13 protein-coding genes and 2 pseudogenes are annotated in these 16,713 nt (G+C 71.1%); 2 read left to right on the forward strand and 13 right to left on the reverse strand.

Going from position 1 to position 16,713, the window contains the following annotated elements; genetic code table 11:
• Positions 1 to 240 precede the first annotated feature (240 nt).
• From LIU39_RS24105 to LIU39_RS24120, 4 genes and pseudogenes are all read right to left on the reverse strand, one after another.
• Complete coding sequence (locus LIU39_RS24105) at positions 241 to 816, reverse strand: transcriptional regulator (RefSeq protein WP_227048958.1); 576 nt, start codon at positions 814 to 816, stop codon at positions 241 to 243.
• Entirely contained in the window at positions 816 to 2,549 is a 1,734-nt protein-coding gene (locus LIU39_RS24110; protein WP_227048959.1) for a helix-turn-helix domain-containing protein, read from the reverse strand. The genes LIU39_RS24105 and LIU39_RS24110 overlap by 1 nt, the downstream gene beginning before the upstream one ends.
• 14 nt (positions 2,550 to 2,563) lie before the next feature.
• Positions 2,564 to 2,944, reverse strand: a complete 381-nt coding sequence (locus LIU39_RS24115) for a hypothetical protein (RefSeq protein WP_227048960.1) — start codon at positions 2,942 to 2,944, stop codon at positions 2,564 to 2,566.
• Positions 2,945 to 3,058: 114 nt separating this feature from the next.
• Positions 3,059 to 3,498: pseudogene (locus LIU39_RS24120) on the reverse strand (IS5/IS1182 family transposase); the annotation flags it as partial.
• A gap of 351 nt (positions 3,499 to 3,849) precedes the next feature.
• Here LIU39_RS24120 and argG point away from each other — a divergent pair.
• On the forward strand, positions 3,850 to 5,295 hold the full coding sequence (gene argG, locus LIU39_RS24125) for an argininosuccinate synthase (protein ID WP_227048961.1): 1,446 nt from the start codon (positions 3,850 to 3,852) through the stop codon (positions 5,293 to 5,295).
• Between the two features lie 328 nt (positions 5,296 to 5,623).
• On the opposite strand, the pseudogene LIU39_RS24130 reads toward argG, so the two are convergent.
• A pseudogene (locus LIU39_RS24130) lies at positions 5,624 to 6,164 on the reverse strand (respiratory nitrate reductase subunit gamma); the annotation flags it as partial.
• A gap of 417 nt (positions 6,165 to 6,581) precedes the next feature.
• On the opposite strand from LIU39_RS24130, the gene LIU39_RS24135 reads away from it, so the two are divergent.
• Complete coding sequence (locus tag LIU39_RS24135) at positions 6,582 to 7,817, forward strand: MFS transporter (protein WP_227048962.1); 1,236 nt, start codon at positions 6,582 to 6,584, stop codon at positions 7,815 to 7,817.
• Between the two features lie 102 nt (positions 7,818 to 7,919).
• Here LIU39_RS24135 and LIU39_RS24140 read toward each other — a convergent pair whose 3' ends face one another.
• The 8 genes from LIU39_RS24140 to LIU39_RS24175 form a co-directional block, all read right to left on the reverse strand.
• Positions 7,920 to 9,167, reverse strand: coding sequence for an Nramp family divalent metal transporter (locus LIU39_RS24140; RefSeq protein ID WP_227048963.1), 1,248 nt, complete (start codon positions 9,165 to 9,167; stop codon positions 7,920 to 7,922).
• 112 nt (positions 9,168 to 9,279) lie between these two features.
• Positions 9,280 to 9,525: a hypothetical protein gene (locus LIU39_RS24145; RefSeq protein ID WP_227048964.1), complete on the reverse strand. Its 246-nt coding sequence runs from the start codon at positions 9,523 to 9,525 to the stop codon at positions 9,280 to 9,282.
• Positions 9,525 to 10,787 (reverse strand): L-2-hydroxyglutarate dehydrogenase, encoded by a 1,263-nt coding sequence (gene lhgD / locus LIU39_RS24150; protein WP_227048965.1) that lies wholly within the window; start codon positions 10,785 to 10,787, stop codon positions 9,525 to 9,527. The genes LIU39_RS24145 and lhgD overlap by 1 nt, the downstream gene beginning before the upstream one ends.
• Before the next feature lie 20 nt (positions 10,788 to 10,807).
• Positions 10,808 to 11,980, reverse strand: a complete 1,173-nt coding sequence (locus tag LIU39_RS24155) for a pyridoxal phosphate-dependent aminotransferase (RefSeq protein WP_227048993.1) — start codon at positions 11,978 to 11,980, stop codon at positions 10,808 to 10,810.
• A 249-nt stretch (positions 11,981 to 12,229) separates the two neighbouring features.
• Entirely contained in the window at positions 12,230 to 12,625 is a 396-nt protein-coding gene (locus LIU39_RS24160; RefSeq protein ID WP_227048966.1) for a VOC family protein, read from the reverse strand.
• Between the two features lie 41 nt (positions 12,626 to 12,666).
• Positions 12,667 to 13,782, reverse strand: coding sequence for an Ldh family oxidoreductase (locus LIU39_RS24165; RefSeq protein ID WP_227048967.1), 1,116 nt, complete (start codon positions 13,780 to 13,782; stop codon positions 12,667 to 12,669).
• 202 nt (positions 13,783 to 13,984) lie between these two features.
• The gene (locus LIU39_RS24170; protein ID WP_227048968.1) at positions 13,985 to 15,325 is read right to left on the reverse strand and encodes an ATP-grasp domain-containing protein; all 1,341 of its coding nucleotides are present in this window, start codon (positions 15,323 to 15,325) and stop codon (positions 13,985 to 13,987) included.
• Positions 15,326 to 15,366: 41 nt separating this feature from the next.
• On the reverse strand, positions 15,367 to 16,713 hold the full coding sequence (locus LIU39_RS24175; protein WP_227048969.1) for an aminotransferase class III-fold pyridoxal phosphate-dependent enzyme: 1,347 nt from the start codon (positions 16,711 to 16,713) through the stop codon (positions 15,367 to 15,369).

Below are 16,713 nucleotides of genomic sequence, written 5' to 3' on the forward strand. Positions count from 1 at the left end.
TCAACTATAAGGCATGCTGTGGCCGGCCGCCTCCACGGGAAGGGGGTGCCGATACCGACGAGGGCCACCGGCTCGCACGAGTTGTGGCACAGGGCTGAGCAGGTGTCGCGTGAGATGCCTTGCGCAGGCCACGGGCCAACAGGCCGCGCAGCGGAGCGAGGACGCCGGCGTCGGCGGAGCCGGGGAGGCAGGCCGGGGCGACCGGCCGCTCGCCCGCGGGAGTGCTGCGCGCAGGCCGGTTCAGGCGGCCCAGCCGACGGAGGCGACGTTGGTGTAGGCGTCGTAGTCGGAGCCGAGGCCGGTGATGATCTCGTCCCAGGTGGCGTCCAGGGTCTGTTCGTCGCCGGTGAGCCAGGCGTCGATGGCGGTGTCCCATACGCCGCGGACGTTGAGGGTGCGGGTTTCCAGGGCGCGTTGGTGGCGGCCTTCGACGTGGGACTGGTCGACGGGGTCGATCTCGATGCGGGTGCCGCGGCTGTGATTGTTGAGGCGGCGCTTGAGGTCGGTGGCGACGTTGTGGCGGCGCAGGTCCCAGTAGGCGGTGTCCAGGCGGGCGAGGTTGGCGGGGTTGGGGGTGCGTTCCTCGGCGAGCCAGGCGATGAGGGTGCGGGGTGTGATGCGGATGCCGGCGCGGTCCATGGCCTCGTATCCGGTGCCGGATGCGGTGAGGTAGCGCAGGCGGGCCGCCAGACCGCGCTCGGTGGTGACGGGGGATTCGATGCCCGTCACCATGCGGTCGATGCCGTGGGCCAGGGCGAGCCGGCCGGGGATGCCTTCGGCGCCGTAGTGGCCCAGATCCATCCAGCGGCCGGCCATCAGCGGGCCACCGTGCCGACGGTGTACTCACCGGACGCTTTGGCGTCACTGTGCTTGATCTTCATCTGGGCCAGGCCGCGGCCTTCGGGGAAGACCTGGCGCCAGTCGCCGGTGACGTGCAGTTCGTCGGTGCCCGTCATGGCGATGATGTCCAGGCCGGCCTGGTGGGCCTTGTATGCCTTGCCCCAGAGGTTCGCATAAGCCTGACTGTGGATGAGGTGCATCCAGTCCGGGCGGACCATGTCCCGGTTGTGGATCGACTCCCCCATGGTCGAAACGAACTTCGAGTACATCGCCTTGACGTACTCCAGGGTGATCGTGTCCTCCTGCTCGATGGCCGTCTCCCGAGCGGCAGCCAGCGTCTTGCGCAGGGCATCGAGAAAGTTCTCTGTCGCCCCCGACGTCCACGACTCGTGCACGGTCGGCCGGTCGGCCAACCCGTGTTTCGGGCCGGCCAGGCGCAGCAGGAGGCGCAGCGTGGCGTCGGTGACCCACAGGGCTCCGGGTTCGTCGCGGTCGCCGAGGGGGTCGGGCAGGTGCGGGTGGTGCCAGGGGGCGGGGGTGATCAGGTGGACGCCGGAGCGTTTGGGGCCGACGCCGTCGGTGCCGGGGGTGTGCTCCAACTTGCCGATCGGCAGCCAGCACTTGAGGGCGGAGAGGTAGGCGGCGTTGGCGTCCAGGGCGGTGACCTGGACGCTGCCGGGGATCTTCAGGGAGTAGCCGGGGTGGTGGAAGTTCGGGCGGGCCTCCCAGATCTGGTCCGGCTCCCTCTTCGAGGGCTTCTTGAGGATGTCGGGCAGGGCCGGGTAGGCGGTGTAGGTGTAGCGGGCGGTTGCCCTCGTCTCGTCGAACATCGCCATGACGTCCGGGATCGCGCGTTTGGTCAGGGCCTTCAGTGCGGCCTCTGTGTCGCCGTCGGCGCGTTCCAGTTCTTCGTGTACGGCCTGGTGGATCAGGCTGCTGGTCTCTGCTTGTGCGCGGGCTGCTGACTTCGCGCGGCGTTGCGGTCGTGAGGGCACCGGGGCTGGTGTGGGTGAGGCCACAGGGGCAGGGCTGGGGGGTGCGGTTGGTGTGCCGGCGGCCTTGGGTGCGGGGGCCGGGGTGCCGGCGGACGGCGGTGTGGTGGCCGGTGTGAGGGGCTGGCACATGGCGCCGGCGTGCAGGGGGTGGCCGTCGGTGGACCGGTAGGCCGTTTCCGCGCCGCAGCGGATGCACGGGCCGGGCTCGCCTTGCAGGGCGCGGCCGTCGGGGCCCCACGCGGTCTGGGCGGCGAGGTCCGGGGCCACAGTGATGGAGTCGGCAGGCCGAGGTGCTGCGTTCTCGGGTGGCGTGAGGTCAGAGGGCGGCTGCTGGGATTGTGGTGCTGTCGCCGCGTTGGCGGCGTCGGCTGTGCCGGGGGGGCCGGCTTCAGGTGCCGGCGTGGCGGTGGCTTCCGGGTGGGTGGATGCCGTCGGGGCCGACGGTGTGTCAGGGGCCGGGTAGCGGTGGGCGAGGCCGTCGAGCAGCCTGCGGTACGCCTCCAGGCGCTGCCCCTTGGGCTCGGCGCGGCCCGCCTCCCACGCCTGGATGCTCTGCACGCGCACCCCCAGGGCCTGGGCGACGGCGGCTTCGGTCAGTCCGGCTGCCTTGCGCAGGCGGATGCGTTCCGCGGGTGCGGGCAGCAAGGTGTTGTCGTCGACGGCTTGAAGGAGCGAGTCGATGGCGTCGAACAATCCTTGCGGCTGGTCGGTCATCTGCTGTTTCTCTCTTACCGGATGCCTTGGCGGATTTCTTCGAGGCGGGTGGTCAGCCGCTGGTAGCGCTGGGAGGCGGCCTGGGAGGAGTTGAAGCCCTGGTGCTGGGAGATCTGCTTCCAGTCCATGCCGCAGCGTCGGGCCTCCATGACCACCTGTGTCTCCAACTGGTCCATCGCCAGGCGCATCTGGTCGAACAGGCTCAGTGCCGCGGCGACCTCGTCCGTCATGTCCCCCTGCCGGCCGGCGCTTTGCCGTTGGCCGGCGGTGGTGAGCAGTCGCCTCAGCAGGGCGGCGTCCTGTTCCAGGTGGTGGGCGGGAGCGCAATCGGCGGCGGGGCCGTCCGCCAGTGCGGCCAGTCGCCGGCGCGCTGCGTCCCGAGCGTCTTGTGCCATGTGGCGACCCTACCGCACATGCACAATGAGACAACAGATCGTTGTTTCATTGTGGGGCCAGGTGTCGCCTGGTCATCGACGTCGAGGGCGTCCGCCGCGACCCGGCCGCCGCGACCGGCCGACGGCGACGGCGAGCCGGGTGCCGGCGTCGAGGGCGACCTGGTGACGGGGCGAGTGGTGGTAGTTCTTCGACTGCCAGGCGATGGGGTGGTCGCGGGCGGGGACCAGGGTGCCGTCCGCGATCAGCACGGCGTCGCGGCAAACCGCTTACGCTGCCGGAGCACGAGCGAGGGCCCGAGGTGCCGACGATGCGGCCGGCGGCCGACTTCGGCACCCCGAACAGCGGCCCCGGTTGGCGCAGCGCGAGGTCGGTCCGCCCGTAGGCGGCGGCCGGCAGCGCCCGGTCCCCCAGCGGCAGGCTCCACGGCCGGCCCCTGCGCACGGGTGGGTGCCCTCGCGCCGCAACGTGGTGATCAGCTTGCCGAACCGCCAAGGGATCAGCCCGGTGAACGGGGCTGCCCAGGCGGCTCCGACGCCGTGATCACACCAGCCATGTCAAGATCATCTCACCCGTGGCCCGCAGTTACGGGGCAGCCTTCAGCCTCCGAACCCGGCGGCAGCCGGGGCCATTTGGAGCAGCCTTCGGCGAGCAGGCGGGCTTTCCGCCAAGGCCGTCGCACGGGTATGGCGCCCCGACGCAAGCGAGCATGCTCAGCGCCCCGGCGAGGTCCGGTCGGTACCGGAGATCGTGCACCTGCGCGGCTGCGCCGACCAGGCCCGCCTCAGCCACGGCTTGCGCGCACCGGCCTGCCGCTGCCCCGGCCGCGCTCGCAGGCGGACGGGCGCCCGGTCGCCGGAAGCCAAGGAATCTTGCATGTTCATGCGTCTTTATGCATACTCTTGCCATGTCTAAGGTTCTCACCTCCCTTCCCGCCGGCGAGCGCGTCGGCATCGCCTTCTCGGGCGGCCTCGACACCTCGGTCGCGGTCGCGTGGATGCGCGACAAGGGCGCCGTCCCGTGCACCTACACCGCCGACATCGGCCAGTACGACGAGCCCGACATCGCCTCGGTGCCCGGCCGTGCGAAGACCTACGGTGCCGAGATCGCGCGCCTGGTCGACTGCCGCGCGGCGCTGGTCGAGGAGGGCCTGGCCGCGCTCACCTGCGGGGCGTTCCACATCCGCTCGGGCGGGCGTGCCTACTTCAACACCACGCCGCTCGGCCGCGCCGTCACGGGCACTCTCCTGGTCCGGGCGATGCTCGAGGACAACGTGCAGATCTGGGGCGACGGCTCGACTTTCAAGGGCAACGACATCGAGCGGTTCTACCGGTACGGCCTGCTCGCCAACCCGCACCTGCGGATCTACAAGCCGTGGCTGGATGCGGACTTCGTGACCGAGCTCGGCGGTCGCAAGGAAATGTCGGAGTGGCTTCTCGCCCACGACCTGCCCTACCGCGACAGCACAGAGAAGGCGTACTCCACCGACGCCAATATCTGGGGCGCCACCCACGAAGCCAAGACCCTGGAGCACCTGGATACCGGCGTGGAGACCGTGGAGCCGATCATGGGCGTGCGGTTTTGGGACTTTGAGGTCGAGATCGCCGCCGAGGACGTGACGATCGGCTTCGACCAGGGCCGCCCGGTGACGATCAACGGCAAGGAATTCGCCTCCCCCGTCGACCTGGTGATGGAGGCGAACTCGGTCGGCGGCCGGCACGGCATGGGCATGTCGGACCAGATCGAGAACCGGATCATCGAGGCCAAGAGCCGCGGCATCTACGAGGCGCCCGGCATGGCCCTGCTGCACGCGGCGTACGAGCGCCTGGTCAACGCGATCCACAACGAGGACACCCTCGCCCAGTACCACAACGAGGGCCGGCGCCTCGGCCGGCTGATGTACGAGGGACGCTGGCTGGATCCGCAGGCCCTGATGGTGCGCGAGTCGCTGCAGCGCTGGGTCGGCGCGGCCGTCACCGGCGAGGTGACGCTGCGGCTGCGGCGCGGTGAGGACTACTCGATCCTCGACACCACGGGCCCGGCGTTCAGCTACCACCCGGACAAGCTGTCCATGGAGCGCACCGAGGACTCGGCGTTCGGTCCGGTGGACCGGATCGGCCAGCTCACCATGCGCAACCTCGACATCGCCGACTCACGTGCCAAGCTGGAGCAGTACGCCGGGCTTGGACTGATCGGCGCAGCCAACCCCGCCATCGGTGCCGCTCAGGCGGCCGCGACCGGGCTGATCGGCGCCATGCCGGAGGGCGGCGCCGAGGCCATCGCCTCTCGCGGCGAGGTCTGCGGTGACGACGAGATGCTGGACCGCGCCGCGATGGAGTCCGGCACGGACTGACCAGCCCCATCGAGCAAAAGGCCGGGCACCGCGAGCACAGGAATGGGCCGGTTCGACGCCGTTGGCTTCGAGCCGGCCCATTCCGTTGCCCGGAGCCGGTGCTCAGGAGGAGCAGGAGGCGCCGTCGCGCCGATGCCGTCCCTTCCCGACCGGCCGAAGCCTGACGACCTCGTGCGTGGCCGACGGGGAGGCGTCGAAGGCCGGGGGCCCGCCGCTGTGTTCGCCTTCGCGGCTCGCCGGGCAGGGTGGCGCCCGGCTGAGGGGCAGCAGTCCGGCGACGGGTCGGGTCCTGTGCTCGCGCCGACCGTGGCGGGCGGCGGGGACGGGGGAATCCGGCGATGCGGGCGGGGCCGTATTCCTTGATGGTGTGGGATCTGGTCGGCGGCCGCGACCTCCAGGGCCTCGTCCCGGCCGATCCGTACGAAGCCGCCGTGTCCGCGTGCCGACCGGTAGCGGCGTCGCTTGTCCGGGTCCGAGGTGATCTCCGCGCGGGCGGCGACCGGGTCGCCGCCGTGCCGCTGTTTCGCTTCCCGGAAGAGTGCGACGAGGACCCCGCGGGCCAGGGGACGGCGTACCCGGGTCGGTGAGTAGGTGTACCAGGAGAAAGAGGCGCCGCGGGGGCAGTCGCGTGGTTCGTACTCCGGCCGGCCGGGGCCGGCCGAGGGGTGGCCGGTCTGCTGGGTCTCCCAGGCGATCAGGCCGTCCTTGACGTACACCTTCCAGGGGCAGGAGCCGGCGCAGTTGACGCCGCGTGCGGAGCGGACCGCTGTGTCGTGGGCCCAACGCTCGTGGTAGGGCTGGTCGTTGACGGCCCGGTCGGTGCGGTGGACGGCTCGCAGGCCGGGGGCGGCCGGCGTCCTGCGTAACAACCGGCCTGCCCTGAGGAGCCGTTCGGCCGCATCGGCCGCGGCCCGCGCCGCCTGTGCCTTCGCCTTCGCTTTTCCCCGTACCGCGGACGGTCACCGCCCTCTTGCGCACACGGCAGAGCAGCGCCGACCGGGAGGCGGGCGCGCTTGCCTGCCCGCCCGGCATGCCGCTGCCGAGGGCCGGGAAATCGCCGCGTCCCGGGCGTTCGGAGAGAGGCAGCCAGGTCTTTTCTTGCACTTGCCACACTTGTCGCGCGCATGTTTTTTACGGATCGCCCGCCGCGGCAGGCGCGGTCCTTGGCTGCCGCGGGTCGGCGGAACTGCGCGGCGGGATCAATGAGTTCCTCCTGCTTGCCACGGCAAGTAATGTGCAACAAGCTGGTTCGACTCTTACGTGACACTCAAGATGCGGAGCCTGTCATGCCCCGTTCAGTGCCGGATGCCGGACCGCAGCGCGTCCTTGCCGCCTCGAACTTCGTCTATACCGTCGGCAGCGGCCTCTTCCTGACCGCCGGGGTGCTGTACTTCACCCAGGCGGTGCACCTTCCCGCGAGCCAGGTGGGCCTGGGACTCGGTATCGCAGGTTTCGTCTCGCTGGCCGTGGGCATCGGCGTCGGTCATCTCGCGGACACCCGTGGCGCACGCGGCGTCTACGCGGCCACCCTCGCCGTCCAGGCGCTGGCAACGGCCGGCTTCCTGCTGGCGGACAGCTTCTGGCCGTTCACTCTCGCCGTCGGCGCGGCCACCGGGGCGAAAGCCGCGGGACTGGCCGCGCGCAGTCCGCTCATCAGGCACTACGGAGGAGACCGGCCGCAGGCCTTTCGCGCCTACCTCCGCGCCGTGACCAATATCGGTATTTCGCTCGGTGCCCTGCTGGCGGGCTGGGTCGTCCAGGTCGGCACCCTCACCGCCTACCAGCTCCTGGTCATCGGCAACGCGGTCGCCTTCGCGGCCTCCGCGTCGATCCTGCTCTTCCTGCCGCCGGTCACGCCGGGCCCCGCCGCCGGCGGCCCCCGCTGGATCGCCCTGCGGGACTGGCCCTACCTTGCGCTCACCGCGCTCGACGGCGTCATGGCCATCCAGTTCAAGGTCCTCACCGTGGCCATCCCCCTCTGGCTGATCGCCGCCACCACCGCCCCGCGCTGGCTCGTCTCGGGCACCATGCTCATCAACACCGTCATGGTCATCGCGCTTCAGGTACGAGCCAGCCGCCACATCGACTCCCCCACCAGGAGCGCCGCCGCCTACCGCCGGGCCGGCGTGGCCTTCCTCGTCTCCTGCTCGCTCATCTCACTGTCCGCGGGGATACCGGCATGGGCTGCCGCCACGCTGCTCATGACGGCCGTCGTGATCCATACCGTCGGCGAACTGTGGCACTCCGCCGCAGGCTTCGAAGCGTCCTTCGCCCTCGCCCCGCCACACGCCACCGGCCAGTACCTGGGCGTGTTCGGACTCGGGGCCGGCCTGTCCGAAGCCCTGGGACCGGGTCTGCTGATCGCGCTCTGCATCACCTGGGGCCGCCCCGGCTGGTACGTCGTGGGGGCACTGTTCACCCTGACGGGCCTGACCGCACCGCTCATCGTCCGCTGGGCCCAGCGCCGGCAGCACGCCCGGCAGGCACACCCCCAGGCCGCGGCAAAGACAGCGGCCGCTTGAACCGCCCGAACCGCTCCCGGCCCGGCCGGCGGTCAGCGGCGCCGTCCGCATCTCCTCCTGCTGGAGCGGCGGTTCACGGTCCGCACCGGGACCGGCCGGCGCTCAGGAGGAGACGAGGTCGGTGATCAGGTAGAGGTTCAGGCCGATCACGAGGGCGGCGAGGGCGGCAGCCGCGGCCGTGGTGTGGGGGCGGTTGGCCAGGGGCCCCATGATCGTGCGGTTGCCGGTGAGCCAGACCAGCGGGACCAGGGCGAAGGGGATTCCGAAGGACAGGGCGACCTGGGACCACACCAGAGCGGCCGTGGGGTCGACGCCCGCACACAGGAGGGCCACCGCCGGCAGGAGGGTGATCGCGCGGCGCAGCGTGAGCGGCAGGGACCTGTTGAGGAATCCCGACATGATCACTTGGCCCGCGTAGGTGCCGACCGATGAGGAGGCGAAGCCGGAGGCGAGCAGCGCGAGGGCGAAGGCGAGCGCTGCGGGGGCGCCGAGCATGTCGCCCAGCCCTGCGTGGACCTCGCTGATGCTGTCCGCACGGCGGCCTGCGGGGTGGAAGAGCCGGGCGGCGATGACGAGCATGGCGGCGTTTGCCAGGCCGGCCAGTCCCAGGCCGACCAGGACGTCCCGCCGTACGGGCCGCATCAGCCGTTTGCGGTCGGCGGCCCGCTCGCCGTGGTCGATGTCGTGCGTGTGCGCGCTGGTGAGGCTGGAATGCAGGTAGATCACGTGCGGCATGACGGTTGCGCCCAGGATTCCCGTGGCGAGCAGCACGCTGTGCGGTCCCGAGAATCCGGGAACGGCTCCCCCGGCCATGCCGGGCAGGTCGATGCCTGCCAGCACGGTGTCGAAAAGGAATCCCAGGAGGATCACCAGGAAGAGTCCTGCCACGGCCAGTTCGAATCGCCGGTACCCACGGGATTCCAGGCTCAGCAGCACAAAGGCGACGGCGCCTGTGATGACGCCTCCGGCGGGCAGCGGAATTCCGAGCAGGAGGTTGAGGGCGATGGCCCCGCCGATCACCTCCGCGAGGTCGGTGGCGACGGCTATCAGTTCCGCCTGCACCCACAGTCCGAGCACCACAGGGCGGGGGAAGTGGCGGCGGCACAGGTGCGGGAGGTCGTATCCGGTGGCGAGGCCGAGCTTGGCGGACAGCATTTGCACGAGTACGGCCATGAGGTTGGCCGCGATGATCACCCACAGCAGGAGATAGCCGAATGCGGAGCCGGCGGCGAAGTTGGTGACGAAGTTCCCGGGATCGACGTAGGCGATGGCGGCGACGAACGCGGGTCCGTACATCATCGCCCGGCGCTGGGCCGGCTTTCTGCGGGGCGCGGTGGTCGTGGCCGTCACAGCGTGTCTCCTCTACTGGCTTTCTCTCAGGCTTGCCCCGGTCGGGGCAGCGGGCAGCGGCAGAAGGCAGGTGATGGATTCGCGTCCGGGGGCGGGGCGGGCGGCCGGGATGTCACGAGGTGTCAGGCCGCGCCGGGGCCGGTGTGGTCCGCCGGCGGGCGGCCAGCCACAGTCCCAGCATCTCCCAGAGCGTCAGGCCGAGGCCGGCGGCCGCCAGTGCGCTCCCGGAGCGCAGGCCGCCGCCGAGCACCATCGCCCCGCCCAGCAGCGCCATCCCCACGCCGATGCCGGCGAACACCCGGAGCCTGCCGGCGTGGGTGGCCGGGAGGAGGCCGGCCGGGAGACGGGCCTGGGTCATCAGTTCTCCAGTACCTGGTCCGCGAGGCGCCGCCCGATGTCGAGTGCGGCGGTGGCGGCGGGCGAGGGGGCGTTGAGCACATGGACCTGGTTGCGGGCCCGCACCAGGAGGAAGTCGTCGACCAGGGTGCCGTCGGGGCGCAGTGCCTGTGCCCGGACGCCGGAGCCTGCCCTGACCACGTCGCCGGCCCCGATCGCGGGCACCAGGCGTGCCAGGCTCCGGGCGAACCGCCGCTGGGACAGTGACCTGGCGACTTCGCTCACGGCGGTGTGCGGATACCGTTTCGCCAGCCGCCACAGTCCCGGATAGCGGGCGGCCGACGCCAGGTCGCGGATGCAGACGTCACGCCACCGGTAGCCCTCGCGGCCGAGCGCGAGTACGGCGTTGGGGCCTGCGTGGACGGTGCCGTCCAGCATGCGCGTCAGGTGCACGCCCAGGAACGGCAGCGTCGGGTCCGGTACGGGGTAGATCAGCCCGCGGACGAGGTGCTGGGCGGCGGGCCGCAGTTGGTAGTACTCGCCGCGGAACGGCACGATCTGGACCGGTGGCCGCAGTCCGGCCATTGTGGCTATCCGGTCGGCGTGAAGGCCCGCGCAGTTCACCAGGCGGTCGGCGCGGACGGTGCCGTGGGGGGTGGCGACTTCGACGCCGCTGCCCCGGTGGCGGATGTCCAGTGCGGGGGCCGCGAGCCTCAGGTCGGCCCCGCCCTGGGTGAGTTCGTCGACGATGCGGGCGCACACGCCGGGGAAGTCGACCGCTGCGGTGGACTCGATGTGCAGTGCCTGCAGGCAGGAGACGTGCGGTTCGAACTCCCTGGCCTGTGGCGGGCCGATCAGCCTGGCCGGCACGCCGTTCGCCGCTGCCCGCGCGGCGAGCGTTTGCAGCCCGGGGAGTTCGGCGGGGGTCGTGGCCACGATGAGTTTGCCGCACACGTCCACGGCGACGCCCCGGCTGCGGGCGTAGGCGACGATGGACCGGTTGCCGGCGACTGCCAGCAGTGCCTTGTGGGAGCCGGGCGCGTAGTAGGCCCCGGAGTGGGCGACTTGCGAGTTGTGGCCGGTCTGGTGTGCAGCCCAGTGGTCCTCCTTCTCGCAGACCGTGACGTGTGATCCGCGGGCCTGGAGTTCGCGTGCGACGGCGAGTCCGACGATGCCGCCGCCGATCACCACGACGCGGGGCCGCGGGCTGCGCGGCGTGGGCGGGGCCGCCTGGGCTTCAGGGGGGTCTCCCGCGGCGGAAGGGGGCGTGGGCGAGGTGTTCATGGCTTTTTCCCGGCTGGGTTTCACCCCGCGGCCCCGGTGAGGAGCGTGCGGATGCGCTGCATGCCCTCGGCCAGGTCGTCGTCGTGGAGTGCGTAGGACAGGCGGAGGTAGCCCGGGGTGCCGAAGGCTTCGCCGGGTACGACGGCCACTTCGGCTTCGTCGAGGAGCAGGGCGGCCAGCTCGGCTGTCGTTGTGATGCGCCGGCCCCGGATCGTCCTGCCGAGCAGTTCCCTGGCCGAGGCGTAGACGTAGAACGCGCCCTCGGGTTCGGGGCAGTTGATGCCGTCGATGGCGTTGAGCATCCGCACGATCGTGCGTCGTCGGCGGTCGAAGGCCGTCCGCATGGCGGAGACGGCCCGGAGGTCTCCGGAGACGGCTGTGAGGGCGGCGGTCTGGGCGATGTTGCAGACGTGGGAGGTGGCCTGGGACTGCAGGGTCGTCATGGCCGTGACGATGTCGGGCGGGGCGATGGCCCAGCCGACCCGCCAGCCGGGCATGGCGTAGGACTTGGCGACGCCGTTGACGACGACGCAGCGGTCCTGGATGCCGGGGGTGACGACGGGGAGGGAGTGGAACTGCGCGTCGCCGTAGACCATGTGCTCGTAGATCTCGTCCGAGAGCACCCACAGGTCGTGCTCGGCCGCCCAGTCGCCGATGGCCTGGATCTGCTCGCGTGGGTAGACCGCGCCGGTCGGGTTGGCGGGAGAGCAGAAGACCAGCATGGTCGTGCTGTCCGTGCGGGCGCGTTCGAGCTGTTCGACCGTGACGCGGTATCCGGTGGACTCGTCGGCGAGGACGGGCACGGGTGTGGCGCCGGCGAGCGCGATGGTCTCGGGATAGGTCTGCCAGTACGGTGCGGGCACGAGTACCTCGTCACCGGGGTTCAGGAGTGTGGCGAACGCCTGGTGGATGGCCTGTTTGCCGCCGTTGGTGACGATGATCTGCGACGCGTCGACGCGGTAGCCGGAGTCGCGGTACGTCTTCGCCGCTATCGCCTCTCTCAGCTCGGGCAGGCCGCCGGAGGGTGAGTAGCGGTGGTGCCGCGGATCGCGGCAGGCGGCTGCCGCGGCCTCCACCACCTGTGGCGGTGTGGGGAAGTCCGGTTCGCCGGAGCCGAAGATGATGACGGGGCGTCCGGCGCGTTTGAGTGCCTTGGCTTTGGCGTCCGCGGCGAGCGTGGCCGACTCGGCGATGGCGGCGACGCGGTCGGAGACCCGGGGGCGGGTTGCCGGGCGCGCGGGGTTGTTCCGGTGCGTATGTGCGGTGTTCCGGCGGGGTGTGGGGACGGCGTTGGTGGTGGTGTCGTTGTGTCGCACAGTTCGGGTTCACCTTGTCTGAAGAGGGCGGGGCGGGGCGTGCGGTGCGCCCGCCGGCCGGGCCGTGCGGGCGGGCCGGCGTGCGGTGTCGGACGTGCCGCACGCCGGCCGGTCCCGGTGTGCGGGTCAGTCCTCGACGGGGTTGCTGAGTTCGAGCAGGTTCCCGTCCGGGTCGCGGACGTAGACGCTGTTGATGGGGCCGAGCACGCCGATGCGGACCACCGGGCCGTCTTCGATCACCGCGTTCTGTGCCTCCAGGTGGGCGATGACCTCTTCGATGGGGTCCGAGACGATGAAGCAGAGGTGCTCGGTGCCGGAGCCGGGGTTCTGGGCGGTCGGCTGGATCTCCTTGCCGACCTCGTGGAGGTTGATCTTGCTGTCGCCGAACCGGAGCGCCTTGCGGTCGTTCACGAGCATGCTGAAGGTGACGACTTCCATGCCGAGCACGCGGGTGTAGAAGTCGATGGTGGCGTCGATGTCGTTGACGGTGAGGACGGTGTGGTCGAGCCGTTCGTACTTCACGGGATCTGCCTCCGGTGGTGGGTGGTTGCTGTGGTCACGACTCAGGAGTCGTAGGTCAGGGAAGAAACGGGGTCGATGCCGACGAAGTGAGCGATGGCGTCGAGATCGGCCAGGACGGATTCCAGTACGGGGACGCCGTTGGCCAGCCGCATTTCGGTGACCAGGCGCCGGCGGTCGCCGGGGATGCGCACCGAGGTCTCCGGTTCGACGGGGGTGCCGTCTCTGACCTCCCGGGACAGCTGCTCGATCTCGGCGCTGATGGCGTCCGGGTCGCCGAGGGCGGCGGTGTTCAGGCAGAGCACGAAGTGGCCGAGGCCGGCTTCGCCGCCCTGGTAGGTGTGGCGGCTCCACCGGGCGCCGGCGAGCGGGCCGCACAGCAGCTCGGCGAAGAGGCCCAGCGCCGACCCCTTGTGCCCGCCGTGTTCCCGGCTGCCGCCGCCGAGCGGCAGCAGCGCGTATCCCTTGCGGTTGATGAGGCCGGTGACGGTTTCGGCGGCCTCGGTGGCGGGCCGGCCGTCGGGGCCCAGTGCCCAGCCGGGCTGCATCGGTTCCTGGAGCCGGTCGAGTTGTTCGAGTTTGCCGCGGGAGACGGTGCTGGTGGCGCCGTCGAAGCAGAGCGTTCCCTCGGTGGTGGGGGCGGCGTAGCAGAACGGGTTGGTGCCGAACATCGGCTCGTTGGTGCCCATCGGCGCCACCTGCGGGACGGCGTTGGTGGTGACCATGGCGAACATGCCCGCCCGTGCGGCGCGTTCGGCGAACCAGCCGGCGATGCCCATGTGGTTCGAGCGGCGGACCATCACCGCGGAGATGCCGGAGCGGGTGGCCCGGTCGACGGCGAGGTCGACGGCCGTGCACAGGGCCGGCTGGCCCAGGCCGTTGTGTGCGTCCAGGACGCACACGCTGCCGTTGTCGGTCACGACCTCGGGCACCGCGGAGCTGTTGATGTCGCCGTTGCGGACCCCTTCGACGTAGCGGCGCAGCCGGGCGACGCCGTGGCTTTCGACTCCGCCGAGGTCCGCTGCGACCAGTACCTCTGCGGTCACCGCGGCGTCGTCATGGCGTGCGCCTGCGGTGCGCAGTGCCTCGGTGGTGAATCGTGTGAGTTCGGCTGCTTCGATCAGCCGTCGCCACCCAGGGTGGCTGTCGGTGAGCGTCATGGTGTTTTCCTGTCTGACGGAAGGGGGCAGCACGCTGCTCATCGAGGTGACTGCGGCGCGATGGCCGCGACGCGTGGTGCTGTGCGTCGCTCGTCGGTGCGGGAGGGCGGAGCGCCGAGGTGCCAACGGGGGCGGGACGGGGCGGGCGCCGGGGCGGGAGGTGCCGGCGCCGGGGTGCCGGCCGCCGGTGCCTCCCGTGCTCTCATCCTGTGGGGTCGGTGTCGATCGTGACGGCCTGGCGGATCCGGGCTTCTTCGGCGTCGATGTCGGCGTCGAGCGGCGCGTCGAAGATGGCGGTCACGGCCCGGTTCGACGATTCGGTGAGCGGGAACAGTTCGTCGCCGCGCGGCTTGAGCACGAACAGTTCGTGCACCGTTGCGGGGGCGTGCTCGTCCACCGGGGCCAGGGCCGGCCAGATTCCGGTGGTGTCCGCCAGCCAGCGCGGGGTGGTTCCTTCGAGGCCGTCGGCCGTGACGTCGCGCAGGATTCCGGGGGTGTGCGCGAAGTAGACCTGCCGGCCGCGGCGCCGGAACACCGCCTGGTAGTCGGTGGGCCGGCCCATGGCGATGTCGATGAGCACCGGTTCCACCGCCTGTCCCGTGCTCAGGTGGTACAGGTGCAGGCAGGCGTCCCCCGGTGCGCGTGCCGCGATCTCCATCAGTGCGACCCGGCCGTCGTCGTCGATGCGGTATTCGGCGTGGGCGAATCCGTTCTCGAAGGCGAGCCGCTGGATGACGCCGTGCTGGGCGTCGACGATCAGGCCCGTTTCGCGGTCGTCCAGGTTGTCGGGGGGCGTGGTGTGGATGAGTTCGACGAAGTAGGCGGTGGAGTCCTCGTTGGTGCCCTTCTGCGTGAGCATCGTGACGAGGGGCTTCCCGTCGACGACGAGGGAGTCCACGTTGTACTCCCGGCCCTGGACGCGTTCTTCCACCAGGAGGCGGCTGCCGGGGTCGAGTTCGGCGATGGCGTCGATGAGTGCGGGGGTGTCCTCCACGACGCGGACGCCGATGCTGGACTCGCGGTCGAGCGGCTTGACGGCGGCCGGGAAGGGCCCGTCGTAGTGCTCGGCCAGCTGCGCCGCCCGGGGGCGGCCGGCGTCGGCCGCGGGGCCGGTGATGAGCACCGACTTCGGGCTCCACTCATCGAGGTAGCGGCGCTGGAGCAGCTTGTTGCGGCACACCCGCGAGGCGCGCCATCCCGGTGCGGGGAGTCCGAGGAGGTCGCTGACGGTCTGTCCGGCCTCCACGTAGACCTCGGCGCCCACGAGCACGCCGGCGATGTCGTAGTCCTGGGCCCAGCGGGATGCCTGGTCGGCTATTCCGCTGAGGTCTTCGGCGTCGCGCAGGCTGACGTCCGTGATGCCGGCGAAGGGGTGGTCGGGCTTGCCGAGCAGTCCGATGCCCCGCTGGACCATGGCCGAGCCCTGCTTCTGCGAGACCGCCAGCACCGCCAGGCCGCGTGCGCGCAGTTCGGTCAGGTACGGGCCGATCTTGGACAGGTCGCTGAAGATGATGAATGCCGATTGCTTTGCGGCTGAACCCACGGAAATGGTCCTTTTGCTAGTGGTGTCAGTGGTGTTGCGGGTCAGGTGAGCTGGACGGCGTCGGAGGCGGCGCGGAAGAGGGCCAGTGCCTCGGCGAGTTCGGCCTCGGATGTGGTGACCGGCGGCATGATCTTGAGCATGGCTCCGCCGAGCGTGGAGGGCACGCACACCAGCAGGCCGCTCTCGACACACTTGGCGGCCACTTCCCGGGCCACCTGCGGGTCGAAGGTCCCGTCCTGCCGGGTGAAGACCACGCCGGCGATCATGCCCATGGTTCCCACCACCCGGCGGCCGTCGGGCTGTTGCGAGGCCCAGGCGGCCAGTCCTTCGGCGAGCTGTCGGCCGCGCTGTGCGGCTTCGGCGACCAGTTGTCCGTCGGCGAAGAGGGCGAGGTTGGCCTCCGCCGCGGCGAGCGAGACCGGGTTGCCGCTGTGCGTGCTGGTGAGCTCGCCGGGACGGAGGTCCTCGGTGAAGCGCGGATCGCCCACGAGGACCGCCGAGACCGGCAGCGACCCGGAAAGGCCCTTGGCGCACAGGAGGAGGTCGGGGCGGACGCCGATGTGCTCGTAGGCGAAGAGCGCGCCGGTGCGGCCGAAGCCGGACTGGATCTCGTCGAAGACGAGCAGTGCTCCGTGCCGGGTGCACCACTCCCGCAGGGCGCGGCCCGATTCCGGGTCGATTCGGCGCAGGGTGGAGCCCTGGTACAACTCGCCCACCACGCAGGCCACGTCGTCCGGTCCTGCGCCGGCCTCGCGCAGGGCCGCCTCGATGACCTGGGGGCTCCACGACTCGCCGCGGGCCGGGTAGGGCACGCGCAGGAAGATGTCGTCACGGTCCGGAGCCCAGTCGCGCTGTGCGGGCAGGCCGCCGGCGAGCTGGGCGCCGAGGGTCCGGCCGTGGAAGGCGCCCTCGAAGCTGACGATCACGGCGCGGCGGCCGCGTGTGCGGGCGTATCGGCGGGAGATCTTCAGTGCGCCCTCGACCGCTTCGGCGCCTGTTGTGTAGAGGACGGACTGGGGGAAGCCGGTGAGTTGGGCCAGGTCTCGCACGACGCGGGCCCGCACGCGGGTCGGGAACATGTATGCGTGGAGCAGTCCCTGCTGGGCCTGTGCGCGGATCGCGTCGACGACTTCGGGGCGTGCGTGGCCGGCGTTGGCGGTGAGGATCCCGCTGGTCCAGTCCAGCCAGGAGCGGCCCTGCCGGTCGAAGATGCGGCTGCCGGCGGCGTGGTCCCACACCACCGGGTGCTGGGTGTGCATGGTGGCGGGTTCGTGGCGCCGGAGGGTTTCGATCACCCAGGCGTCGTCCTCGGCCTCGGGGTGGCGTGCGGCGGGGTTCGTCGGGCTGGTGGCGTCCGTGCCGGCTCCTGTGCTGGTCGCGGTTGCCAT

The sequence above is a fragment of the Streptomyces pinistramenti genome (genome assembly GCF_020564935.1).
In the GTDB taxonomy this organism is placed as follows: domain Bacteria; phylum Actinomycetota; class Actinomycetes; order Streptomycetales; family Streptomycetaceae; genus Streptomyces; species Streptomyces pinistramenti.